The sequence below is a fragment of the Blautia sp. DFI.1.216 genome, from assembly GCF_020594215.1.
GTDB lineage: Bacteria > Bacillota > Clostridia > Lachnospirales > Lachnospiraceae > Blautia_A > Blautia_A wexlerae.
Genome location: NZ_JAJDML010000011.1, coordinates 12,972 through 37,044, shown reverse-complemented (window position 1 = coordinate 37,044; position 24,073 = coordinate 12,972). Strand labels below are relative to the sequence as shown.

The 24,073-nt window shown below is 44.2% G+C and carries 22 protein-coding genes; 21 read left to right on the top strand and 1 reads right to left on the bottom strand.

Annotated features, from left to right (window positions below):
- Positions 1–6: 6 nt before the first annotated feature.
- The 15 genes from LJE11_RS06250 (at position 7) to LJE11_RS06180 (ending at position 13,629) form a co-directional block, all read left to right on the top strand.
- Complete coding sequence (locus tag LJE11_RS06250) at positions 7–984, top strand: RnfABCDGE type electron transport complex subunit D (protein ID WP_008704337.1); 978 nt, start codon at positions 7–9, stop codon at positions 982–984.
- Positions 981–1,589, top strand: a complete 609-nt coding sequence (locus tag LJE11_RS06245; protein WP_008704336.1) for an RnfABCDGE type electron transport complex subunit G — start codon at positions 981–983, stop codon at positions 1,587–1,589. Before LJE11_RS06250 ends, LJE11_RS06245 begins: the two co-directional genes overlap by 4 nt.
- Positions 1,589–2,299 carry an electron transport complex subunit RsxE gene (gene rsxE / locus LJE11_RS06240; RefSeq protein ID WP_019161483.1) on the top strand — a complete coding sequence of 237 codons (711 nt, stop codon included), beginning with the start codon at positions 1,589–1,591 and terminating at the stop codon, positions 2,297–2,299. The genes LJE11_RS06245 and rsxE overlap by 1 nt, the downstream gene beginning before the upstream one ends.
- Positions 2,300–2,305: 6 nt before the next feature.
- On the top strand, positions 2,306–2,881 hold the full coding sequence (gene rsxA, locus LJE11_RS06235; protein WP_008704334.1) for an electron transport complex subunit RsxA: 576 nt from the start codon (positions 2,306–2,308) through the stop codon (positions 2,879–2,881).
- 13 nt (positions 2,882–2,894) lie between these two features.
- The gene (locus tag LJE11_RS06230; RefSeq protein ID WP_022380994.1) at positions 2,895–3,686 is read left to right on the top strand and encodes an RnfABCDGE type electron transport complex subunit B; all 792 of its coding nucleotides are present in this window, start codon (positions 2,895–2,897) and stop codon (positions 3,684–3,686) included.
- A 135-nt stretch (positions 3,687–3,821) separates the two neighbouring features.
- Positions 3,822–4,430, top strand: a complete 609-nt coding sequence (gene ruvA, locus LJE11_RS06225; RefSeq protein ID WP_022380995.1) for a Holliday junction branch migration protein RuvA — start codon at positions 3,822–3,824, stop codon at positions 4,428–4,430.
- 79 nt (positions 4,431–4,509) lie between these two features.
- Positions 4,510–5,514, top strand: a complete 1,005-nt coding sequence (gene ruvB / locus LJE11_RS06220; protein WP_008704331.1) for a Holliday junction branch migration DNA helicase RuvB — start codon at positions 4,510–4,512, stop codon at positions 5,512–5,514.
- 134 nt (positions 5,515–5,648) lie between these two features.
- Positions 5,649–6,056, top strand: a complete 408-nt coding sequence (zapA, locus tag LJE11_RS06215) for a cell division protein ZapA (protein ID WP_008704329.1) — start codon at positions 5,649–5,651, stop codon at positions 6,054–6,056.
- Between the two features lie 128 nt (positions 6,057–6,184).
- On the top strand, positions 6,185–8,380 hold the full coding sequence (locus LJE11_RS06210) for a U32 family peptidase (RefSeq protein WP_118338387.1): 2,196 nt from the start codon (positions 6,185–6,187) through the stop codon (positions 8,378–8,380).
- Between the two features lie 5 nt (positions 8,381–8,385).
- Entirely contained in the window at positions 8,386–9,759 is a 1,374-nt protein-coding gene (locus LJE11_RS06205; protein ID WP_173697091.1) for an FtsW/RodA/SpoVE family cell cycle protein, read from the top strand.
- On the top strand, positions 9,668–11,170 hold the full coding sequence (locus tag LJE11_RS06200; protein WP_178015478.1) for a penicillin-binding transpeptidase domain-containing protein: 1,503 nt from the start codon (positions 9,668–9,670) through the stop codon (positions 11,168–11,170). Before LJE11_RS06205 ends, LJE11_RS06200 begins: the two co-directional genes overlap by 92 nt.
- Before the next feature lie 180 nt (positions 11,171–11,350).
- Positions 11,351–11,806 carry an NUDIX hydrolase gene (locus tag LJE11_RS06195; protein WP_008704324.1) on the top strand — a complete coding sequence of 152 codons (456 nt, stop codon included), beginning with the start codon at positions 11,351–11,353 and terminating at the stop codon, positions 11,804–11,806.
- Between the two features lie 104 nt (positions 11,807–11,910).
- Positions 11,911–12,222: a hypothetical protein gene (locus tag LJE11_RS06190; protein WP_025576982.1), complete on the top strand. Its 312-nt coding sequence runs from the start codon at positions 11,911–11,913 to the stop codon at positions 12,220–12,222.
- Positions 12,223–12,226: 4 nt separating this feature from the next.
- The gene (locus LJE11_RS06185) at positions 12,227–13,255 is read left to right on the top strand and encodes a DUF2953 domain-containing protein (RefSeq protein ID WP_173702531.1); all 1,029 of its coding nucleotides are present in this window, start codon (positions 12,227–12,229) and stop codon (positions 13,253–13,255) included.
- Positions 13,256–13,257: 2 nt separating this feature from the next.
- On the top strand, positions 13,258–13,629 hold the full coding sequence (locus tag LJE11_RS06180) for a GerW family sporulation protein (protein ID WP_020993849.1): 372 nt from the start codon (positions 13,258–13,260) through the stop codon (positions 13,627–13,629).
- A gap of 333 nt (positions 13,630–13,962) precedes the next feature.
- Here LJE11_RS06180 and rpmB read toward each other — a convergent pair whose 3' ends face one another.
- Entirely contained in the window at positions 13,963–14,151 is a 189-nt protein-coding gene (gene rpmB, locus LJE11_RS06175; RefSeq protein WP_019161496.1) for a 50S ribosomal protein L28, read from the bottom strand.
- 208 nt (positions 14,152–14,359) lie between these two features.
- Here rpmB and LJE11_RS06170 point away from each other — a divergent pair, with 208 nt between their 5' ends.
- The 6 genes from LJE11_RS06170 to LJE11_RS06145 all read left to right on the top strand — a co-directional run bounded on the left by LJE11_RS06170 (position 14,360) and on the right by LJE11_RS06145 (position 24,033).
- The gene (locus LJE11_RS06170) at positions 14,360–14,719 is read left to right on the top strand and encodes an Asp23/Gls24 family envelope stress response protein (protein WP_020993850.1); all 360 of its coding nucleotides are present in this window, start codon (positions 14,360–14,362) and stop codon (positions 14,717–14,719) included.
- 58 nt (positions 14,720–14,777) lie between these two features.
- Complete coding sequence (locus tag LJE11_RS06165; RefSeq protein WP_044952527.1) at positions 14,778–16,412, top strand: DAK2 domain-containing protein; 1,635 nt, start codon at positions 14,778–14,780, stop codon at positions 16,410–16,412.
- 375 nt (positions 16,413–16,787) lie between these two features.
- Entirely contained in the window at positions 16,788–18,842 is a 2,055-nt protein-coding gene (gene recG / locus LJE11_RS06160; RefSeq protein ID WP_227295647.1) for an ATP-dependent DNA helicase RecG, read from the top strand.
- A gap of 211 nt (positions 18,843–19,053) precedes the next feature.
- On the top strand, positions 19,054–19,713 hold the full coding sequence (locus LJE11_RS06155) for a DUF6465 family protein (RefSeq protein WP_227295645.1): 660 nt from the start codon (positions 19,054–19,056) through the stop codon (positions 19,711–19,713).
- A 413-nt stretch (positions 19,714–20,126) separates the two neighbouring features.
- On the top strand, positions 20,127–22,460 hold the full coding sequence (gene feoB, locus LJE11_RS06150) for a ferrous iron transport protein B (protein WP_055052843.1): 2,334 nt from the start codon (positions 20,127–20,129) through the stop codon (positions 22,458–22,460).
- Positions 22,461–23,025: 565 nt separating this feature from the next.
- Positions 23,026–24,033, top strand: a complete 1,008-nt coding sequence (locus tag LJE11_RS06145) for a DHH family phosphoesterase (RefSeq protein WP_227295643.1) — start codon at positions 23,026–23,028, stop codon at positions 24,031–24,033.
- Positions 24,034–24,073: the final 40 nt, after the last annotated feature.

The following is a 24,073-nucleotide window of genomic DNA, read 5'->3' as shown; positions in this document are numbered from 1 at the left end:
ATCGTAATGGATCAGATGTTACATGTATCATCCAATCCCCATGTCCGGGATAAGATGACAACAAGCAAAATCATGCAGCTTGTGGTACTGGCGCTTCTGCCGACCACACTGTTTGGAATTTATAATTTTGGCCTTCGTGCCTTACTGGTAGTAGTGATCACCGTCGCTTCCAGTGTATTCTTTGAGTGGATTTATGACAAGCTGATGCATAAGAAGAACACAATTACAGACTTCAGTGCAGTTGTTACAGGTTTATTACTTGCATTAAATATGCCTGCATCAATTCCGCTCTGGATGCCTGTACTTGGCAGTGCATTTGCGATCATCGTTGTAAAACAGCTCTTCGGTGGTTTGGGACAGAACTTCATGAACCCGGCACTTGCAGGAAGATGTTTCCTGATGATCTCTTTCGCAGGAAAGATGACAGACTTCGCAGTAAGCGACAGCTTCAGAGGTGTGGTAGATACTGTATCCGGTGCAACTCCTCTGGCAGCTCTGAAACAGAATGGATTTACAGACAGTTCTGTATCTGTATTACATATGTTTATCGGTGATATCCAGGGAACTATCGGTGAGACTTCTGCCCTTGCGATCCTGATCGGAGCAGCAATCCTTCTGGTTTTCAAGGTGATCGATCTGAAGATTCCGCTTACCTATATTGGAAGTTTCGCAGTATTTGTAATCCTTTACATGCTTGGAACAGGCAAGGGATTTGACGTGAACTATCTGTTCAGCCACATCTTCGGCGGTGGTCTTATGCTTGGTGCATGGTTTATGGCTACAGACTATGTCACAACACCGATCACACCAAGAGGACAGTATGTATACGGTGTCTGTCTTGGTGTACTGACTGCGGTCTTCCGTCTCTTTGGCGGTTCCGCAGAGGGCGTATCCTATGCGATCATTTTCTGCAACCTGTTAGTTCCGATGATTGAACGTGTGACTCGTCACCCGGCATTTGGGAAAGGGGGCAAAAAGGCATGAGTAACAGAATTATCAAAGATACCATAGCCATTACAGTGATCACACTGGTGGCAGGACTTGCCCTTGGTGTAGTCCAGGATATTACAGCAGATCCTATTGCAAAGCAGGAAGCACAGGCGAAACAGGATGCGTATAAGGCAGTATTTGCAGATGCGGACAGCTTTGAGACAGTGGATGTGGATGCGGATGCCATGCAGTCTTATCTGGATGAAAACGGATATGCGGCACAGTCCATAGATGAGACTATGCTTGCAAAAGATGCTTCAGGCAATGAACTGGGATATGCATTTACAGTAACCACTTCCGAGGGTTACGGCGGAGATATCCAGTTTGCAATGGGTATCCAGGATGACGGTACCTTAAATGGAATTTCCATTCTTTCCATCGGTGAGACCGCAGGTCTTGGTATGAGAGCAAACACAGATGCATTTAAGGATCAGTTCAAAGATAAGAACGTAGACAAATTTGAATATACAAAGACCGGTGCCACAGCGGATGATCAGATCGATGCGTTAAGTGGTGCCACTATTACAACGAATGCCATGACAAACGGTGTTAATGCCGGATTATGTGCATTCCAGTATGAGAAAGGGGGAAATCAGTGATGAAACCAAACACACCTGCTGAACGTTTATATAACGGAATCATCAAAGAAAATCCTACCTTTGTACTGATGCTTGGTATGTGTCCTACACTGGCTATCACCACATCTGCAACCAATGGTATCGGAATGGGACTTACTACAACAGTGATCCTTGCAGCATCCAACTTAATGATCTCTCTTCTGAGAAACTTTATTCCGGACAGAGTGCGTATGCCTGCATTTATCGTAGTTGTTGCTTCCTTTGTAACAGTTGTACAGCTTCTTTTACAGGGATTTATCCCAAGCCTGTATGACTCCCTTGGAATCTATATTCCTCTGATCGTAGTTAACTGTATCATCCTTGGACGTGCAGAAGCATATGCATCCAAGAATAAACCGATTGCCTCTCTGTTTGATGGTATTGGTATGGGTCTTGGATTTACCTTAAGTATCACCTGTATCGGTGCAGTACGTGAGCTGATCGGCGCAGGTTCTCTGTTCGGACATCAGATTCTTCCTCTGGCAGATGCTGCAGCAGGTAAGGCTGGTTATGAACCGATCACAATCTTTATCCTGGCACCCGGAGCATTCTTTGTTCTGGCAGCGCTTTCTGCATTACAGAACAAATTCAAAATCGGTGCAGCCAAACGTGGCATTGATCCAAGTAATCCTGATTGCGGCGGAAGCTGTGCAGCCTGTGGCAATACCATGTGTAAGGGAAAAAGGGGGTAATGGATTATGAAAGAACTTTTGATCATACTTGTAAGCTCAGCGATTGTAAATAACGTAGTCCTCAGCCAGTTCCTTGGCCTCTGTCCTTTCCTTGGTGTTTCCAAGAGTGTTGAGACAGCAGCCGGCATGGGCGGTGCGATCATCTTCGTTATTACACTGTCATCTTTTGTGACAGGTATTATTTACAATGCTATCCTGGTTCCTACGAACCTGACTTATCTGCAGACTATCGTATTCATCCTGCTGATCGCGGCGCTGGTACAGTTTGTAGAGATGTTCCTTAAGAAGACAATGCCTTCCCTGTATCAGGCACTTGGTGTGTATCTTCCGCTGATCACAACAAACTGTGCGGTTCTTGGTGTTGCCCTTACAAACGTGCAGAAAGAGTATAATGTTCTTCAGGGAACAGTGAACGGATTTGCAACAGCAGTGGGCTTTACTATTTCCATCGTGCTGATGGCTGGTATCCGTGAGAAAATCGCATACAATGACATTCCAAAATCCTTCCAGGGATTCCCTACAGTTCTGCTGACAGCCGGACTGATGGCAATTGCCTTCTTCGGATTTTCAGGACTGATTTAAGGAGGGGACTGGTATGAATATAGGAGCAATTATCGCGGCAACTGTACTGGTTGCGGCAGTAGGTCTTTTTATCGGTGTTTTCCTTGGCGTTGCCGGTAAGAAGTTTGCTGTGGAAGTGGATGAGAAGGAAGTTGCTGTTCGTGAGGCGCTTCCCGGTAATAACTGCGGTGGCTGTGGTTATCCCGGCTGTGATGGTCTGGCAGCAGCGATCGCCAAAGGTGAGGCACCTGTAAATGGATGTCCGGTAGGCGGTGAGCCTGTCGGAAAAGTAATCGCAGCGATCATGGGACAGGAAGTTGTGGAGACTGCCCGTCAGGTGGCGTATGTGAAGTGTGCGGGTACCTGTGAGAAGACGAAGGATAATTATGAGTATACAGGTGTGGAAGACTGTGAGATGATGGCTTTCATTCCCGGTGGTGGTGCGAAGTCCTGTACTTATGGATGCCTTGGTTTTGGAAGCTGCGTGAAGGCCTGTCCGTTTGGGGCGATTGATGTTGTGAACGGTGTGGCGGTTGTTGATAAGGAGGCTTGTAAGGCCTGCGGTAAGTGTGTTGCCAAGTGTCCGAAGCATCTGATCGAGCTTGTACCCTATGAGCAGACTACGTTTGTGCAGTGTAGTTCTCATGCGAAAGGTAAGGCTGTTACTTCTGCGTGTGAGGTTGGCTGTATCGGATGTAAGAAGTGTGAGAAGACTTGCCCGAATGGGGCGATTACGGTTGATAATTTCTGTGCGCATATTGATTATAGTAAGTGTACGAATTGTGGGGCTTGTAAAGAGGTTTGTCCGAGACATATTATTCAGTAATGGGAGGAAGAACTGCTGTGCGGTGGCATGGCAGTTCTTTTTGTTCGATTAAGGGACGCGAATATATGTTTGCGTTATGGGGTGGGATGTGGTATGATGAATCGGAAGTGATGAATTTGGGACGGAGGATGTATCATGATTGCGTTTGTTCATGGAATGGCTGTGGATATGACTGAGAGCTCGGTGGTTGTTGAGGCCGGGGGGATTGGTTATGAGATATATATGACGGGGGCAGATTTGTCTGAGATTCGTATGGGGGAGGATGTGAAGGTCCATACTTATTTTAGTGTGAGAGAGGATGCCATGAAGCTGTATGGGTTCAGGGCTAAGGATGATCTGCAGATGTTTAAGCTGCTTCTTGGCGTGAATGGTGTGGGGCCGAAGGCTGCGCTGGGAGTTCTGGCGGGGATTACGGCGGATGAATTGAGGTTTGCAATTCTTTCGGATGATGTGAAGACGTTGTCGAAGGCGCCGGGTATCGGGAAGAAGACGGCTCAGAAGCTGATTCTTGAGCTGAAGGATAAGATGAAGCTGGAGGATGCGTTTGAATTGAAGCTGGCTCATGAGCAGGAGAGGGCAGCAGTGGGAGCCGGTGAGGTTTCGGATGGCAGGCAGGAAGCTGTTGAGGCTCTGGTTGCGCTGGGATACAGCAGTGCGGATGCGCTTCGGGCGGTGCGTAAGGTTACGGATGTGCCGCCGGATGATGTGGAAGGTCTTTTGAAGGCTGCACTGAAGAATTTTTAACTGAAGCAGGATTTCACGCTCTGGTAGATTGGATTGCCTGTATTGTTATAGAATTGTTATAGGTTAGGATGGGTAACAGATGGAGAAACGTATTATAACTACGGATGTGACGGAGGAGGATTTTTCTCTGGAGGGGAATCTCCGGCCGCAGACGTTGGATGATTATATTGGTCAGGAGAAGACCAAGAGTACTTTGAAGGTTTATATAGAGGCTGCGAAGCAGAGGCATGATGCATTGGATCATGTTTTGTTTTATGGCCCTCCGGGGCTTGGTAAGACTACTCTTTCGGGGATTATTGCCAATGAGATGGGGGTTCATATGAAGGTGACTTCCGGGCCGGCTATTGAGAAGCCGGGGGAGATGGCTGCGATCCTTAATAATCTGCAGGAGGGAGATATTCTGTTTGTGGATGAGATTCACCGCCTGAACAGGCAGGTGGAGGAGGTCCTTTATCCTGCTATGGAGGATTATGCTATTGATATTATGATCGGGAAGGGAGCTTCTGCCAGGTCTATACGTCTGGATCTGCCGAAGTTTACACTGGTGGGGGCGACTACCAGGGCAGGACTTCTGTCTGCACCTCTTCGTGACCGTTTTGGTGTGATGCATCATCTGGAGTTTTATACTCATGAGGAGCTTAAGACGATCATTATCCGTTCTGCTCAGGTTCTTGGAGTGGAGATTGATGAGAAGGGTGCGGCTGAGATTGCCAAGAGATCCAGGGGAACTCCGAGGCTTGCCAACCGTCTGCTGAAGAGGGTTCGTGATTTTGCGCAGGTGAAGTATGATGGACGGATTACTTATGATGTGGCGTGTTTTGCGCTGAATCTTCTGGAAGTGGATCAGTATGGTCTGGATAAGATTGACAGAAGGATTCTTCAGACTATGATCGTGAATTTTCAGGGTGGTCCTGTGGGACTGGAGACTTTGGCTGCGGCGATAGGGGAGGATTCCGGTACGCTGGAGGATGTGTATGAGCCTTATCTGCTGCAGAATGGATTCCTGAACCGTACGCCGAGAGGACGTATGGCATCGGCGCTTGCGTATGAGCATCTGGGCTATCAGATGCCGGAGAAAAACTGAAGTTAAGGGCGTAAAAATATAAAAAAGTAAAAGTTTTTTAAAAATTCCTATACATTTCGACTGCTTTCGAGTATAATGAAGTAAATGTCCGGGGTTCCGGGCAGATTGAAGGAAGATACAGGAGGCTCGTACGGATGGCGGTCAAAAATACAGCAAAGGTAATCATAGGTGGTAAGATTATTACGCTGGGAGGCTATGAATCGGAAGAATATTTTCAGAAAGTAGCATCCTATATAAATAAAAAGATGGATGAGTTAAGTGCTATGCCGGGTTACAGCAGACAGCCCATGGAGACCAAGCATACACTTATCAGCCTGAATATTACAGATGACTATTTTAAGGCAAAGAAACAGGCGGAGGTTTTTGAACAGGATTTACAGCAGAAGGATCAGGAGATGTATGATCTGAAGCATGAGCTGATCTCGCTTCGTATGCAGATTGAGGAAGCGCAGAAGCATGAACAGGAAGCCCTGGAACAGAAGAGCCTTCTGGAGGGAAAGAATAAGGAACTGGAAAAGCAGATTGATGAGCTGCTGAAATAACAGAGGGGGGATTACTTCGGTGATTTCCCCTTTATGATTTGTTTCATATGTATTCGATTTGAATATTATAGCAATGCTCATAAATAATGCATTTAAGATGACTGTTATAGAAAACGTGAGGTATAGAATTGAGAAGAGAAGAGATTGAACTTCTGGCACCTGCCGGTTCCTATGAGGGATTTGAGGCAGCGATCGGTGCAGGTGCAGATGCGGTTTATGTAGGGGGAGCAGCCTTTGGCGCGCGGGCCTATGCGAAGAATTTCGGAGAGGAAGAGCTTTTGCGTGCCATTGATACTGCTCATATCCATGGCAGGAAACTTTATCTGACAGTGAATACGCTGTTGAAGAACAGGGAACTGTCTGAACAGTTGTATGATTATCTGCTTCCATATTATAAGGAAGGTCTGGATGCGGTGATCGTTCAGGATATGGGTGTGTTTAAGATGATCAGGGAGATGTTTCCGGGTATGCATCTTCATGCCAGCACGCAGATGACTGTGACAGGTCCGGAGGGGATGAAATTTCTGGAAGAACAGGGTGCTTCCAGAGTGGTAACTGCCAGAGAGCTTTCCCTTGAGGAAATCCGGAGGATGCATGAGACAAGTCCTATCGAGATTGAATCTTTTGTCCATGGAGCTTTATGTTACAGTTATTCGGGACAGTGCCTGATGAGCAGTATCCTGGGTGGAAGAAGCGGTAACAGAGGAAGGTGTGCACAGCCTTGCCGTCTGCCTTACCAGACGGCGCTTTGTTGCGGGGAAAATGGCAGACGGTCAGAGAAAAGGAAAGCGCAAGAACTATGTCCTCTGAGTCTGAAGGATATTTCTACGATAGAGATTCTTCCGCAGATTCTGGAGGCTGGTGTTACTTCTCTTAAGATAGAGGGCAGGATGAAGCAGCCGGGATATACAGCAGGGGTAACTTCTGTATATCGGAAGTACCTGGATCTTCTTTTTGAGAAGGGAGCTGAGAATTACAGGGTAGCAGAGGAGGATAAGAGATATCTGCTGGATCTGTTTAACAGGGGAGGTTCCTGTACCGGTTATTATCAGATGCAGAATGGTCCGTCCATGATGGCATTCAGTAATGAGAAGAAAACAGGAGATGTCAGTCCTGTATTAAGAAAAAAGAAAGAAAAAATTCAGGGAACATTCATTCTTTTTCCAGGAAGTCCTGCTATACTGGATGTGTCATGCAGGGGAATCCATGGATTTGCGTCTGTGGGTGAGGTACAGTATGCGCAGAACCAGCCGCTGACAGAGGAGCGCATCCGTTCACAGATGGAGAAGCTTGGAAATACAGAATATGAGTGGGAAAATCTGGAAATCCAGATGGATGAGAATATTTTTATCCCGATGAAAATGCTGAATGAGGCGAGAAGAGAGGCACTGGAATCGCTGGAAAATGAATTGCTCAAACCATATAAGAGAGAAGAAAATAATGGGAAGAAACGCTTATCAGAGGATGCCGGAAGAAAAGCAGATTCGCCAAAGCAGAAAAATCTTCCGATTTATATTTCCTGTGAAGAAAAATCCACTGCACTGGCGTTATATAAAAGAGAGGGGATACATGGAATGTATCTGAACGCTGATGCCATGGAGGTCTGCCTGGATGACTGTGTAAGCAGAGGAATGGAGATGTATCTGTCTCTTCCGCATATTATGAGAGGTGAGATGCCCCGGGAGCTTCTCACCAGGATCAGAGAGTGGATGGACAGAGGAATGACAGGATTTCTGGTAAGAAATCTGGAGACTTTTGCAGTTCTGCGAAAGGCAGGTCTGGCTGAGAAATGTGTTCTGGATCACAGTATGTATACATGGAATGATGAAGCTGCTGATTTCTGGAAAGATCAGAAAGTCCTCAGAAATACGGTACCGCTTGAGCTGAACGAAGGGGAAATCCGCCACAGAGATAACCGGGACAGCGAGATGCTGATCTACGGATATCTGCCTCTTATGATATCGGCCCAGTGTGTGCATAAAAATCTTTACGGATGTAATCATAAGGAAGAAGGGGTAACTTTAAAAGACCGTTACGATAAAGAATTTACGGCGAAATGTATATGTAACCCATGGAAAACTGAGAATACAGATTTCTGTATACCCTGCTATAATATCATTTACAACAGTATCCCTTACGGCCTGTTGAAAGAGAAATCACAAATAGACAGACTTGGTGTCTCTTCCCTGAGACTTGCATTTACCATTGAGAAGCCTCAGGATGCGGTGAAGATATATGAAGAGTTCAGAGATGTTTATCGTGATGGGAAGAATCCTCCGAAACGGGAATATACAAAGGGACATTTTAAAAGAGGAGCCGAGTAAGGCATATGATTAATGTAATTGTAGAATTATCCAAGTATGTGATCCTTACCCTGATGGTGATTTATACCTTTCACTGTTTCTATCTGGTGAAACAGCAGAGTGAGGAGGAGAGAAACGAATCGCTGCGCCAGCAGCTGATGCTTATCTTTTTTATGGATTTCACTGCGTTTCTGGTCATCTACCTGAAGACAGGTAAGTTTCAGGTCGTGTTGTTTTATATCGAAATGATGGCATTTTTTGCGGGAATCCAGATTTTGTACAGGATTTTTTATAAGAAAGCATCGATTTTACTGCTCAACAATATGTGCATGCTTCTCAGCGTAGGATTTATTATGCTGTGCAGGCTGGATGTTTCCACAGCTACCAGACAGCTGGTGATTGTGGCAGGCGTAAATGTGGTGGCATTGATCGTACCTGTCCTGATCAGGAAGATGAAATTTCTCAAGGACCTGACATGGGTTTATGCGGGAATCGGAATCGTTTTGCTGGCGGCGGTATTTGTGCTTGCAAAGACAAGCTATGGAGCAAAACTTTCCCTGATGGGAATCCAGCCTTCAGAGGCGATAAAGATTACATTTGTGTTCTTTATGGCGGCATTGCTGAGAAAAGGTGCTGATTTTTCAAAAGTGATCCAGGCTACGGTAGTGGCGGGACTGCATGTGGGGATTCTTGTACTTTCCAGAGACCTTGGAAGTGCAGTGATCTTCTTTGCGGCATATCTTGTGATGATTTATGTGGCATCCAGAAATGTGGGATATCTGGCACTTGGTCTTGCAGGCGGATCTGCAGGGGCAGTTGTCGCATATCATCTGTTTGGCCATGTGCGTCAGAGAGTGACAGCCTGGAAGGATCCCATGGCGGTATATCAGAATGAAGGATACCAGATCGTCCAGTCACTGTTTGCCATTGGAACCGGCGGATGGTTTGGAATGGGATTGTGTCAGGGTTCGCCTGAGAAGATCCCTGTTGTCAAGAATGACTTTATATTCAGTGCAATCTGTGAGGAACTGGGTGGGATTTTTGCAATCTGCCTGATCCTGGTATGTATGAGTTTCTTTTTGATGATCGTAAATATTGCGCTTAAGATTAAGAAACCATTCTACAAACTGATCGCACTTGGACTTGGTACGGAATATGCATTTCAGGTATTTCTGACAATTGGCGGAGCAACGAAATTTATCCCTATGACAGGTGTAACTCTTCCTCTGGTCAGCTATGGAGGAAGTTCTGTCGCGTGTACAGTACTGATGCTGGCGATCATTCAGGGATTGTATATTTTGAGAGAAGATGAGGACGAAGAAATTGAGAGATATCGAAGAAAAGGAACGGCGCAGAGAGTTGAAGAAGCGCCAGAAGCGCAAAGCCCGGGAGATTTCTGAAAAGAGAAGGCCCCGTAACAGAGAGTATACACTGGTATCCTGCTTTTTTGTGCTGATCTTTGTCAGTATGATCGGATATCTGATCTATTTTAATTATGCAAAGAGCGATGATTTTATCAATAGTCCCTATAATACAAGGCAGGATACTTTTTCAGACAGGGTTGTAAGAGGTAAGATCATATCTGCAGATGGGCAGGTGCTTGCCCAGACCAATGTTTACGAAGACGGAACAGAGGAACGTACTTATCCCTATGCAAATATGTTCGCTCATGTAGTCGGATATGACACTAATGGAAAAAGCGGACTGGAATCAGAGGCGAACTTCCAGCTTCTGACTTCTCATGAATTTTTCCTGAACCAGATGAAAAATGAGTTTAAGAATCAGAAAAATACGGGTGATTCTGTGACCACGACGTTAAACGCAGATCTTCAGTCAACTGCCTATAATGCACTTGGTGACAGGAGAGGGGCGGTTGTTGCCATAGAACCCTCTACAGGTAAGATTCTGGTGGAAATGAGCAGACCGGACTTTGACCCGAATACTATTTCCCAGAACTGGGACACACTGGTAAATGATTCCAATGACAGCAGTCTGTTGAACAGAGCTACAAACGGAGCCTATCCTCCGGGATCTACATTTAAGGTGGTAACTGCCCTGGACTATTTCAGAACCAAGGGCAGTCTGGAGGGATTTTCCTATCTCTGTGAGGGAAGTATTACCAGAGAAGATCACACGATCAGGTGCTATGGCGGAACTGTTCATGGACAGGAAGATTTTTACAGTGCTTTTGCCAATTCCTGTAACAGTGCATTTGCAGAGATCGGAACCATGCTCGGAGGCAGTTCTCTGAAAAAAACAGCCGAGGATCTTCTTTTTAATAAGAGTCTTCCGCTTTCTTCCTATAAAAAGAGTACTTTTACATTAAATGGAAAATCTTCTGTTGCAGAGGTTATGCAGACTGCCATCGGACAGGGTAATACGTTGGTATCACCTATGCATATGGCGCTGATTACCAGTGCGATCGCCAATGGCGGGGAGCTCATGAAGCCTTATCTCATTGATTCTGTTGTAAGTTCAGACGGAGAGACAGTGAAGACAACAGAGCCGGAGAGCTATAAACGTCTGATGACAACAAATGAGGCGAATATCCTTGGAAAGCTTATGAAAGGTGTTGTGGAAAACGGAACCGCATCGGCTCTGAACGGAAGAGGATATACAGTGGCAGGCAAGACCGGATCAGCGGAATTTGATGAGAATGGTTCCAGTCATTCCTGGTTTATCGGTTATTCCAACGTGGATGATCCGGATCTGGTAGTTGCGATCATTGTTGAGAATGGCGGTACCGGAAGTGAAGCAGCAGTGCCCATCGCAGAGCAGATATTTGATGCGTATTATTATGATAAGCAATAATAAATTCCATGTTGCAGGCAATCTGGAATGAATTTTGGCTACGTTACTGTGAACGGAGTGAACAGTAACTAATTAATCGGTAATATGTTATGAAATGATATTTATAGCTTGCGGGTTTGGAAAAAAAGAGATATACTATACTCAGTTTATAATACCACGCAAAACAGGAGGGATTGCATTATGATAGAAGCAACGAGCTGTGGCGGTGTGGTAATTCATCGGGGTAAGATTCTTACTTTGTATAAATCTTACAGGAACCGTTATGAGGGCTGGGTATTGCCGAAAGGAACAGTGGAACCAGGCGAAACGCATGAACAGACAGCATTGCGGGAAGTGATGGAAGAGGCTGGAGTGCGTGCGACCATTGTGAAATACATCGGAAAGAGCCAATATAACTTTACCGTTCCGGAGGACGTGGTTTTCAAAGAGGTACACTGGTATCTTATGACTGCGGATAATTATCATAGTAAGCCCCAGAGAGAGGAGTTTTTTGTAGATTCCGGATATTATAAATTTCATGAGATCTATCATCTGCTGAGGTTTTCAAACGAGAAGCAGATCGTAGAGCGTGCTTATCAGGAATATCTGGAGATGAGAAGCAATGGACTCTGGGGAAAACAGCATAAGTATTATTAACGAGAGAACAGGGCTGTGTTTTTTTGCAACGCAGCCCGGTTTAAATTTTGGAGAAAATGGAAATACTGTAACTGAAGTGTTATAGAAACGGGAGAGGGTGTAAGATGCTGAAATGGCAGGAGAATTTTCTTGCAGGGGAATCTGTAAAGGATCCTGAGGAGATAAAAAAGAAACTGAACAGCGGAAAACCGGTTCTGGGCATTTATCTCCTTACTCTGTCAGAGAATCCTGTGAATCTGATGGATATTATTCCTGCAGCAATGCTGATACAGAAGAGCTTTTATGGAATCTGTCCGAAGATCATAGGAATGGCGAAGGGCAAAGAGGAAGCCCTGGAGATGGTGCGAAGTCTGATCGATGAAATGTACAGGGAAACGGGAACCTTCGCAACAGCTGAATATATAGAAAACAGGTGAGAATATGTTACATATTTTATGGCTGATCCTTAAATTTATACTGATCATCCTGGGAATTCTGCTGGGCCTTCTTTTACTGGCAGTTCTTCTTGTACTGTTCTGTCCTGTAAGATATAAGGCATCAGCTGTCAAGGCAGAAGGTGGCTGGAAACAGACAGAGGGAGAGGGTATCGTAAGCTGGCTGTTTCATGGGATTTCGCTGAGAGCGGAATGGAAAGATCAGCAGATGGAGATATCCTTTCATCTGTTTGGAATTCCCGTAGACAAGTTGTTGAAGAAACGGCAGGAGAAGAGGGCTGTAACAAAGAAATCCGGGAAAAATCCGGAGAAATCCGGCGCAGAAAAGGTATCTGTATCCGGCACAGACGGAAACAGGGAAGAAGAGCATAAAAAATCAGTGGTTGATCACCCGAAATCAGAGAATATGGAGACTGAGGATCTGAAAACAGACAGAAATTCAGCTTCAGATACATCTGTTGATACAGAGAGGATCAGAAACAGTCAGATATCCGGACAGCAGGAACTGAATGCAGATGATACAGATCGGAATAGTCTAAAGAAGAGGCAGTTTTTTATAAAAAGGATCTATGACCGGATCCGAAATATATTTCAGTTGATTCGTACAAAACTGCAAAATATCCGCAGGACATTCGGGAAGATTAAGAAGAATGTGTCCTGGTGGAAGGCGTTTATAGAACATCCCAGAGTGACAGCTGCCAGAAAGCTTGTATGGAAACATGGAAAATTTTTGCTTAAGCATATTTTTCCTACAAGGATAGAAGGGCAGGTTACTTTTTCTTTTGAAGATCCGGCGCTGACAGGTGCGGCACTTGCTGTACTTGGGATGACAATTCCATTTCACAAAAACTGTATACAGATCAATCCCCGTTTTGACAGTGAGAATTATCTGTATGGAAACATCAGGGCAAAAGGCAGGATCTACGGATTTGTTCCTGTGCGGGCAGCAGTGAGTATTTATTTCAATAAAAATATAAAATACGTTATAAAACGTTGGAAAACCAGGAGGGCATGACCATGGCAAATGAAAACAATTTTAAAGAAACCGTAAATTCATTATTCAAGGGAATGGACAGTTTTATTTCTGCGAAAACAGTGGTAGGAGAGGCAATCCATGTAGGCGATACGATCATTCTTCCTCTGATGGATGTATCTTTCGGTGTAGGTGCCGGTGCTTTTTCAGGAGAGAAGAAGGATAACGGCGGTGGCGGAATGGCAGGAAAGATGACTCCCTGTGCAGTGCTTGTGATCCAGAATGGAACAACAAAGCTGGTCAATGTGAAAAATCAGGATGGTCTCACCAAGATCCTTGATATGGTTCCGGATTTTGTAGACCGTTTTACCTCCGGAAAAGGTGACGAAGAATCTGTCGGCGAATCAGAAAAATAATTTTTGCATAGACTATAGCAAACCGATGAAAAAGGTGCAGAAGAATTGGAAAAGCTGTTCGGCTTTATGCTGTTTTTCATAGGGATTGGGATGATAATCGGGATGCTGATCGCAGAAAATGTGGTTCTGGTGGTTTCGGCCGGAGTTTTCCTGTTGTTGGGATATCATCTTTTCTGTCATTAACTTTACAGAAGATTGCGAATATCCCGTTTGACATATGAAATAAAAAAAGACTGTCAGCTCAGGCAGAATATTCGGTAAAGAATATCTGAACAGAGGGACAGTCTTTTTTGCAAAAAAAATACCCCTGTTGCAACAGGGGTAATGGTGTTATTATGCTCTTTCTACTTTACCGGATCTTAAGCAAGAAGTACATACATATGTCTTTCTAGCTCCACCCTCAGCAGTCTTGATTTTAACGGATTTTACGTTAGATTTCCACATTTTATTGGATCTTCTATGTGAATGACTTACATTATTTCCGAAATGAGCAGCTTTCTCACAGATTGCACATTTAGCCATGATAGCACCTCCTTGACGCTTTATTGTTACTGTCGTGCTGTGTGCATAGCGTCTGAACAGTAACCTTGTGTTCAACAGATTACATTGTAACAGATGAATTGTGCTTTTGCAAGCAAAAAAAGGAAAAAACTCAAAAATTATATTTCTTTTTCTGTGAAAAGAGGTTATAATACACTTACATACAATAATGAGCATTGGAGGTAACCATATGAATGGACGTATAGATTCCGGATTAGGTCAGATCATAATTGACACAGATGTAATCGCAACCTACGCAGGAAGCGTTGCTGTAGAATGTTTTGGTATCGTAGGCATGGCTGCAGTCAGTATGAAGGACGGACTGGTAAAGCTTCTTGGAAAGAACAGCCTGAAACATGGCATCAGCGTCAGAATTACAGAGGACAATAAAATCCGCCTGAATTTCCATGTTATTGTGGCATATGGCGTGAACATAAGTACAATTGCAGACAACCTTGTCAGCAATGTCAAATATAAAGTCGAGGCCTTTACAGGAATGGAGATCGATAAGATCGATATTTATGTAGAAGGTGTACGCGCAATTGATTAGGATAGAGGAGGAACTTGTGGTGAATAACAAAACCATAGATGCCAGAATACTTTCCAGGATGTTTCTTGCAGGAGCCAAGAATCTGGAAGCTAAAAAAGAATGGATCAACGAACTGAACGTATTTCCGGTACCGGATGGAGATACAGGAACCAATATGACAATGACGATCATGGCAGCAGCAGCAGAAGTAGGTTCTCTGGGAGAGCCTGACATGGAGTCACTGGCCAAGGCGATTTCTTCCGGTTCCCTGCGCGGTGCAAGAGGTAACTCAGGTGTTATTCTTTCTCAGCTTCTGCGTGGCTTTACCAGAAGTGTTAAGAACAGTAAGGAACTGGATGCCATTGATATCGCGGCAGCCATGGAGAAAGGTGTGGAGACTGCATATAAGGCAGTCATGAAACCGAAGGAAGGAACAATCCTTACTGTTGCAAGAGAGGCTGCTGCCAAGGCTGTAGAGCTTGCGGAGACAGCAGAGGATCTGGATACATTTTTCCAGAGCGTGATCGCTCATGCGGAGGAAACTCTGGCAAAGACACCGGAGATGCTGCCGGTTCTGAAAGAAGCAGGAGTAGTGGATTCCGGTGGACAGGGACTTCTGGAAGTATACCATGGTGCATATGATGGTTTCCTTGGCAAAGAAATTGATTATACACAGTTTGACAAGGCAAAAGGTCCTGCTGTGACTAAGATCGATGCACAGACAGAGGCTGATATTAAATTTGGTTATTGTACAGAGTTTATTATTCTTCTGAACCAGCCGATGTCCGAGGAGACAGAGCATGAATTTAAGAAATTCCTGATGTCTCTTGGTGATTCTATTGTGCTTGTTGCAGATGACGAGATCGTGAAGGTTCATGTTCATACCAATCATCCTGGACAGGCTATTGAGAAAGCCCTTACCTTTGGTGCACTTTCACGTATGAAGATCGACAATATGCGTGAGGAGCATCAGGAGAAGCTTATAAAGGATGCCGAGAAAATGGCGAAAGAACAGGCAGAACAGGAAGAAAAAGAAGAAGCAGCACAGCCGCCGAAGGAAGTTGGCTTTATTTCCGTATCTGTGGGAAAGGGAATGACAGAGATCTTTAAGGAACTGGGTGTGGATTACCTGATCGAGGGCGGTCAGACAATGAACCCGAGTACAGAGGATATGCTCAATGCCATTGCAAAAGTAAATGCAAAGACTATTTATATTTTCCCGAACAATAAGAATATTGTTCTTGCTGCAAACCAGGCAAGGGATCTTACTGAGGATAAAGAGATCGTGGTTGTGCCGACTAAGACCATTCCGCAGGGAATTACTGCCATGATCAGTTATGTGCCCGAGAAGAACAGTGCGGAGAATACTGAGGCTATGCTTCAGGCAATCGAACATGTGAAGACCGGACAGATCACGTATGCTGTGCGTGATACAAGGATTGATGATAAGGAGATCCATGAGGGTGATATGATGGGTATCGGTGATCATGGAATCCTGGCTGTTGGCAAGGACCGCATGGAAGTTGCCAAGGAGACAGTTGCCCAGATGGTGGATGATGAGTCTGAGGTGATCAGTATTTATTATGGTGCTGATACTGAGGAGGCTGAAGCTGAGGAGCTGGCAACGGCTCTGGAGGAGGCTTATCCGGATTGTGATGTGGAACTGAATGCGGGTGGACAGCCGATTTATTATTATGTTATTTCTGTAGAGTAGGATAATAGAGTTTTTGAGAGAGATAAACGAATAGTTCATGTGATGAAAACGGGTATAGGCCATTGTTGAGGGTGGGTATATCCGTTTTCGCGTTATAAAAGGGGACGGCAGGAAAATATTTGTGTCAGGATGCGGTTTCGGCATCTAAGAGATTCTAAGGTGAAAAAAATCTCTAAGATACCTGCAAATGCATCCTGACACAAATATTTTCCTGCCTGAGATTTGGATAGTGGAAGTTTATTGTCGGCAGATTATTGTGATTGAAGAATGGGGGTTGCTTGATTTGGTTATTTTTCGCAGGGATAAGATAGATAATTTTTACTGGCTGTAAGGGATATTCATAATTATATTGTAGTAGAAAGGAATCGGTGGTATATGTCAACATCTTTGCGTACTTTGAAAGGCGTGGGGGAGAAAACGGAAAAGTTATTTGCGAAAATAGGAGTTACGGATATGGAATCTCTTCTGAGTTATTATCCACGTAATTATGATGCGTATGAGGAGCCTGTTGAGATCCAGTCTCTGGAAGAAGGAGCTGTTGTGGCGATTTCTGTGGCGGTTATAACGGGTGTGTATGTGAATCAGGTGCGGAATCTTCAGGTGATCACGACCACTGTGGCAGATCTTACGGGGAAAATTTCTGTTACGTGGTTTAATGCACCGTATCTGCGCTCTGCAGTCAGGAAAGGCAGCAGGTTTGTTCTGCGGGGGCGTGTCGTCAGGAAGCAGGGGAAGCTGCAGATGGAGCACCCTGAGATTTTTACGCCTGCGGCTTATGAGGAGATTCTGCACAGTCTTCAGCCGATTTATGGACTGACTGCGGGGCTTTCTAATAAGACGATCGTGAAGCTGATCCATCAGGTGCTTGATGAGCAGAAGCTTCAGGCAGAGTATCTGGCAGATGAGTATAAGGAGAGGTATCACCTGGCAGACAGGAATTTTGCGATTCCTGCGATTCATTTTCCCAAAAATATGCAGGAGCTGTTAGCTGCAAGGAGAAGGTTGGTGTTTGACGAGTTTCTTCTTTTTATTCTTGCTGTGCAGTCTTTGAAGGAGAAGACGGAGGAAGCACCGAATGCGTTTCCCATGCATCCGGTGTGGACGACAGAGCAGATTATTGAAAGTCTGCCCTATGATCTGACAAAGGCGCAGTTGAATGTGTGGCATGAGATTGAGAGGGATTTAAGCGGCCAGGCTCTGATGTCCAGACTGGTTCAGGGAGATGTAGGAAGTGGTAAGACGATCCTTGCGTTTCTTGCAATGATCATGACTGTGGAGAATGGATATCAGGCAGTGCTTATGGCACCTACGGAGGTTCTTGCAAGGCAGCATTTTCAGGCAATGGAGAAGTTGCTGCAGGAACAGAATATTGATTTTGGGCATCCGGTTTTGCTGACAGGATCAGATACCGCAAAGGAGAAAAGGAAAAAATATGCGCTGATCGCGTCAAAAGAGGCTAACCTGGTGATAGGAACGCATGCGCTGATTCAGGAAAAAGTGCAGTACAATAATCTTGGACTGGTTATTACAGATGAGCAGCATCGTTTTGGTGTGAAACAGAGGGAAGCACTGACTACTATGGGAAACCCGCCTAATGTGCTGGTGATGAGTGCTACACCGATTCCAAGGACGCTGGCGATCATTATATACGGGGATCTGGATATTTCAGTAATTGATGAACTTCCTGCGCAGAGACTTCCCATTAAAAATTGTGTGGTGGATACTTCTTACAGGCCGAAGGCTTATTCCTTTATGGAGAAGCAGATCCGTCAGGGACGGCAGGTTTATGTGATCTGTCCAATGGTGGAGGAGAGCGAAGGGATGGATGGGGAAAATGTGTTGGATTATACCCTGAAGCTTCGCAATGTTTTTTCGCCGGATATAAAGATTGCTTCTCTTCATGGAAAGATGAAAGCGAAAGAGAAGAATGTGATCATGGAGGCTTTTGCCGCAGGGGAAATTCAGATCCTGGTATCTACTACTGTAGTTGAGGTAGGAGTGAATGTGCCTAATGCTACAGTGATGATGGTGGAGAATGCCGAGCGTTTCGGGCTGGCACAGCTTCATCAGCTTCGCGGGCGTGTCGGTAGAGGGGAATATCAGTCATATTGCATTTTTATGCAGGGAAATGGTGCAAAGGAAATTTCTAAACGTCTGCAGATCCTGAACAAATCCAATGATGGATTTTATATTGCAGGAGAGGATCTGAAGCTTCGCGGTCCTGGTGATCTTTTTGGAATCCGCCAGAGTGGTCTGCTGGAATTTAAACTGGGGGACATCTATCAGGATGCGGATATCCTGAAAGCTGCCAGTGAAACGGCTTCGGAGATTCTGTCCCTTGATGCGGATTTAAGCCTTCCGCAGAATGAGGAACTTCAGAGGAGACTTTCGGCATATATGAAGGAAGATCTGCAGAATCTTGGACTATAGAAAATGACGGATACAGAGTAAAAAATAATACTGTTCATAAGATGCCTAAATTATAAAAACAGAAAAACATTGCAAAAGCAGAAGATTCGTAGTATTCTATTTTCATAAAAGAATGTTACTGTTTATCATATTTTCGGTAACAGAAGAATACCTGTAACTGTACAAAACTGAGCAGTTACGAATACTTATACCTTGTAAGGAGGCTAATCATATGGCAACAAAAGCAACTACAGCAGATCTCAACACATCCACTGCGAAGACAACCGAAGTTAAAGAGGCTCTTGCAAAGACAACTGCTGAAGAAGTAGCTGTAAATAAAGAAGCAAACAAGAAAGAAACTGCTGAAACAGAGACTGTAAAGAAAGAAACAACAGCAAAGAAACCGGCAGCAAGAAGAACAAGAAAGACTGCAGAAAAGAAATCAGCAGAAGCAGAGAAAGAAACCGAGAAGAAAGAAACAGCTAAAGCAGCAGACACTGTAGAAAAGAAACCGGCAGAAACAGAGAAAGAAGCCGAGAAAAAAGAGACAGCTAAAACAACAAAGACTGTTGCAAAACCAACAAAAACAACGAAAAGAACTACAAAGAAGGCTCCTGCTAAGACAGCTGAGAAACCGGCTGAAGAGACAGCTGCCGAGAAGAAGACAACAAGAAGAACCACTAAGAAAGAAGCAACAGCAGAAGTATATATTCAGTTCATGGGCAGAGAAGTATATACAAAAAATATTTTAAGTAATGTCAGAAGAATCTGGACAGACGAACTGGGTAAAAAGGAGAAAGATCTCAAAGATATTAAGATTTATATCAAACCTGAAGAGAACAAAGCATATTATGTAATTAACGGTGATATTACAGGTTCTGTGTGGATCTGACATATAAAAAATAAGAACAATTTCCAAATCTTATGGCAATCACATAAATCAGTTACTTGAGAATGATCAGAATAATAAGTAATGAAGTAATCACAGACAGGTTTAATGACCTGTCAGGTTAAGACATTGAGAAACTCAGATGATAACATAAATTCATCTGAGTTTTTTGTGCTTTCGGTTATAAAAAAATTGAGACATACCTGCTACTTGACAAAAATTATCAGTTAGTATAAGCTATCTGCATAAGGTTATTGAGAAAAATCGGCTATAGCAATCCTCGTAAATAATGCATTTAAGACAGTTCAGCAGGGTTTCACACTCTGATGGGCTGGATTAAGATGCATTATTTACGAGGATTGCTATAATAACGACGATGATAACCAAATACAAATACAAAAGGTGAGCGACTGAAAATGACATTAAAAGATTTGGAAATCGGAAAAAGTGCTGTGATCACGTCGGTTGGCGGCAAGGGTGCCCTGCGTCAGCATTTCCTGGATATGGGTATGATTCCGGGAGCTGAGGTCACAGTCGTGAAGTTTGCACCCATGGGAGATCCCATGGAATTACAGGTACATGGATATGAACTGACATTAAGACTTGCGGAAGCAGAGCAGATAGAAATCGAACAGATTCCGAAGCGAAGCAGAAGTCACGCCGGAATAGAGGCTGTAAGCGACCTGGCACATCCGGGACTTGGAGAGGATGGAAAGTATCATTCCAGAGAAGATGAACATCCACTGCCTGAGGGAACTACACTGACGTACGCATTGGTGGGAAATCAGAACTGTGGAAAAACTACACTGTTTAACCAACTGACAGGTTCCAGTCAACATGTGGGAAACTTTCCAGGAGTAACGGTGGATCGTAAGACCGGTTCGATTAAAGGCCATCCGGATACAGAAATCACAGACCTTCCGGGAATTTATTCCATGTCCCCTTACAGCAGTGAGGAGATTGTCTCCAGAAATTTTGTCCTGGATGAGAAACCAAGTGCGATCATCAACATTGTGGATGCTACCAATATTGAGAGAAACCTGTATCTGACCATGCAGCTTCTGGAGATGGATATTCCTATGGTAGTTGCAATGAACATGATGGATGAAGTGCTGGGAAATCAGGGTTCTATAGATGTAAATAAGATGGAATCGCTGCTTGGAGTACCTGTAATCCCTATTTCCGCAGCAAAGAATGAAGGGGTTGATGAGCTGGTTGACCATGCGTTACATATAGCGAAATATCAGGAACATCCACTGCGTCAGGATTTCTGTGATAAGAGTGACCATGACGGTGCAGTACACCGCTGTATTCATGCGGTCATGCACCTGATTGAGGATCATGCGGCGCAGGCTGATATTCCTACCCGTTTTGCAGCAACCAAGGCAATCGAGGGAGATCCGCTGATTCTTGAGAAGCTGAAGCTGGACACAAATGAGACGGATATGCTGGAGCATATCGTACAGCAGATGGAAACAGAGCGTCAGGTTGACAGAAGCGCTGCGATCGCAGATATGCGTTTTGACTTTATTGAGCGTTTGTGTGAACAGACAGTTGTAAAGCCAAAAGAGAGTAAGGAGAGAATCAGAAGTGAGAAAATTGATAAGATTCTTACAGGAAAATATACAGCGATTCCCTGTTTCATCGGAATCATGGTACTGGTATTTTATCTTACCTTTAATGTGATCGGAGCGTGGCTTCAGGGGCTTCTGGAGATTGGAATTGATAAGGTTTCTGCGCTGGTAGATGTAGCACTGACAGCAGCAAATGTAAACAGTGCCATGCATAGCCTGGTCATTGATGGTATTTTTACAGGTGTGGGAAGTGTACTCAGTTTTCTGCCGATTATCGTAACCCTGTTTTTCTTTCTGTCTCTTATGGAAGACAGCGGATACGTTGCACGTGTTGCTTTTGTGATGGACAAACTTCTGCGTAAGATCGGCCTTTCCGGAAGAAGCATTGTACCAATGCTGATCGGATTCGGATGTACGGTTCCGGCTGTTATGGCCACACGTACACTTACAAGTGAGCGTGACAGAAAGATGACGATTTTGCTGACTCCATTTATGAGCTGTACTGCGAAGTTGCCGATTTATTCTTTCTTTGTAAGTGCTTTTTTCCCGAAGAAGGGCGGATTTATTATGGCAGGTCTTTACCTGCTTGGAATTTTGGTGGGAATCCTGGCGGCATTTTTGTATAACAGAACTCTTTTCAAGGGAGATCCCGTCCCGTTTGTCATGGAACTTCCCAATTACCGGCTGCCGGGAGCAAGGAATGTAGGTCAGCTTTTGTGGGAAAAAGCAAAAGATTTCCTGCAGAGAGCGTTTTCTATTATCCTGCTTGCATCAATGATAATCTGGTTCCTGCAGAGCTTTGATCTGCATTTAAATCTTGTAAAAGATTCTGCAGACAGTATTCTGGCAATGGTGGCGGGAGTCCTGGCACCTATATTTAAACCAATCGGACTGGGAGACTGGAGAATCTGTACAGCTCTTATCAGCGGATTTATGGCAAAAGAGAGCGTGGTATCTACTCTGGAAGTACTTTTCAGTGGAAATATTGCCTCTGTACTGACTCCGCTGGCAGCAGCATCCCTGCTGGTATTCAGTTTGCTCTATACACCATGTGTGGCGGCTATCGCTTCAATCAAACGTGAAATGGGTAGCAAATGGGCTGTTGGTGTTGTGGTATGGCAGTGTGTGATTGCCTGGGTGGCTGCACTGATCGTACATCTGATAGGGATGATCTGATTTTATTAATTCGCTTTTATAGAAAAACCGATGGATTTGACTGTTTTCAGTCATCACCATCGGTTTTTTTCAGTTCCTCAACTGAGAGGCTTTTATCTGATTAGTACTGTCCGCCCTGGGAACCACTGGACATCTGTCTTTCCTGGGCTTCGATCATCTTTTTCATAATAATATCAGAACAACTTTCCCTGAATTTCCAGTTTGAGGGGAGATGATCTGATTTTCTGGCAGAAAATTAGATTACTATTTTTGATATGACAATCTCTTTATGGGTTTCATTATAGTACTGAAACCCTGAAAAAACTATAGAAATCTTACGAAATTGCTATAGTTTTTTAAAAAGAGACAGAAAAGAGACCAAAAGAGACAAGTGGTCTCTTTTGTCTCTTTTTGATTCGGTAGCAATTCCGCAAAATAATGCAATCTGTAATGAATTTTGGCTATGTTACTGAGAACGGAGTGAACAGTAACAATTTTGGCTTGCATGTGCCCACAACTTGCTATCTGATCTGTTAGATGATAAAATTAAAATATAACAGGGAAGTGATATACGAAGGAGGTAGGAATGACAGAGTTTAATTTTGATACTGTTTTTGATGAAACCATGCAGACGCACAATCTGGACACTGTAGTGATTCTGGGACACTTAAATCCGGATGGCGATGCTGCCGGATCGGTGATGAGCCTTGCGCACTATATCCATGTCAATTATCCACAATACAGGGTGTTTCCATACCTTGCAAAAACGCTGGAGCGCGGTCCGAAAAAGATGGTCGTGGAAGATAAGATATTTGTTCCTTTTGAGATGCCGGATATATCCGGAAAACAATATTGTGTCATAGTCTGTGATAATGCAACTCTGGAGCGTATGATCGGATTGGAATATTACCAAAATGCCGCTGCCAGCATTGTTATTGATCATCACGCTTCCAATGAAGGATACGGAGATGTTAACTGGACAAAGGTTTCTGAGGCGTGTGCGGAAAATGTATACCATATGCTTTCTTCCGAACTGCTTCTAAATGCAGCCCAAAAAGAAGCGTACCCCAATGCCGCAGATTATATTTACCTTGGCATCCTGCATGATACCGGAGGACTGGCAAGGGCAAACCAGGGTATTTTTCAGGCAGTAGCTGATCTGATGGCTATGGGAGTTGACCATGGCAGGATTATGAAAACCTTACACAGTGATACCCTGGACATTCTGTACAAAAGAGCTGATATTCTTCATGGGGCAGTACGTGCGATGGATGGCCGGGTTGCCTATGTTATTATGGGACAGAAGGAAATTACCGAAAAAGATATCACATACGAAGACATCCACTGTATCAGCACCATCCTGCGCGATTGCGACGATATTGAACTTGGTTTTACCATGTATGAGGAAGAAGAAAACGGGTGGAGATGTTCTTTCCGTTCAGACGGGAAATGGATCAATGTTAATGAACTGTTGAAACCTTTTGGCGGTGGAGGACATATCTCCGCAGCAGGATTAAAATATCGGACTGATAATGTAGAAGAATTAAAGAAACAGATTCTGGACAGAGTAGCAGAGATGAAAAAGAAACAGTAATCTATAAATGAGCAAATAAAAAAACTGCAGAAAATTATAA

Bases quoted from the DNA above. Each gene is read 5' to 3' on its own strand.
- LJE11_RS06245 (WP_008704336.1), top strand. From the start codon at position 981: ATGAGTAACAGAATTATCAAAGATACCATAGCCATTACAGTGATCACA.
- rpmB (WP_019161496.1), bottom strand. From the start codon at position 14,151: ATGGCTAAATGTGCAATCTGTGAGAAAGCTGCTCATTTCGGAAATAAT.
- LJE11_RS06200 (WP_178015478.1), top strand. From the start codon at position 9,668: ATGAGGACGAAGAAATTGAGAGATATCGAAGAAAAGGAACGGCGCAGA.
- LJE11_RS06155 (WP_227295645.1), top strand. From the start codon at position 19,054: ATGGCAACAAAAGCAACTACAGCAGATCTCAACACATCCACTGCGAAG.
- LJE11_RS06195 (WP_008704324.1), top strand. From the start codon at position 11,351: ATGATAGAAGCAACGAGCTGTGGCGGTGTGGTAATTCATCGGGGTAAG.
- LJE11_RS06250 (WP_008704337.1), top strand. From the start codon at position 7: ATGGATCAGATGTTACATGTATCATCCAATCCCCATGTCCGGGATAAG.
- zapA (WP_008704329.1), top strand. From the start codon at position 5,649: ATGGCGGTCAAAAATACAGCAAAGGTAATCATAGGTGGTAAGATTATT.
- rsxE (WP_019161483.1), top strand. From the start codon at position 1,589: ATGAAACCAAACACACCTGCTGAACGTTTATATAACGGAATCATCAAA.
- LJE11_RS06165 (WP_044952527.1), top strand. From the start codon at position 14,778: ATGTTTCTTGCAGGAGCCAAGAATCTGGAAGCTAAAAAAGAATGGATC.
- ruvB (WP_008704331.1), top strand. From the start codon at position 4,510: ATGGAGAAACGTATTATAACTACGGATGTGACGGAGGAGGATTTTTCT.
- LJE11_RS06180 (WP_020993849.1), top strand. From the start codon at position 13,258: ATGGCAAATGAAAACAATTTTAAAGAAACCGTAAATTCATTATTCAAG.
- LJE11_RS06170 (WP_020993850.1), top strand. From the start codon at position 14,360: ATGAATGGACGTATAGATTCCGGATTAGGTCAGATCATAATTGACACA.
- rsxA (WP_008704334.1), top strand. From the start codon at position 2,306: ATGAAAGAACTTTTGATCATACTTGTAAGCTCAGCGATTGTAAATAAC.
- ruvA (WP_022380995.1), top strand. From the start codon at position 3,822: ATGATTGCGTTTGTTCATGGAATGGCTGTGGATATGACTGAGAGCTCG.
- feoB (WP_055052843.1), top strand. From the start codon at position 20,127: ATGACATTAAAAGATTTGGAAATCGGAAAAAGTGCTGTGATCACGTCG.
- recG (WP_227295647.1), top strand. From the start codon at position 16,788: ATGTCAACATCTTTGCGTACTTTGAAAGGCGTGGGGGAGAAAACGGAA.
- LJE11_RS06205 (WP_173697091.1), top strand. From the start codon at position 8,386: ATGATTAATGTAATTGTAGAATTATCCAAGTATGTGATCCTTACCCTG.
- LJE11_RS06185 (WP_173702531.1), top strand. From the start codon at position 12,227: ATGTTACATATTTTATGGCTGATCCTTAAATTTATACTGATCATCCTG.
- LJE11_RS06145 (WP_227295643.1), top strand. From the start codon at position 23,026: ATGACAGAGTTTAATTTTGATACTGTTTTTGATGAAACCATGCAGACG.
- LJE11_RS06190 (WP_025576982.1), top strand. From the start codon at position 11,911: ATGCTGAAATGGCAGGAGAATTTTCTTGCAGGGGAATCTGTAAAGGAT.
- LJE11_RS06230 (WP_022380994.1), top strand. From the start codon at position 2,895: ATGAATATAGGAGCAATTATCGCGGCAACTGTACTGGTTGCGGCAGTA.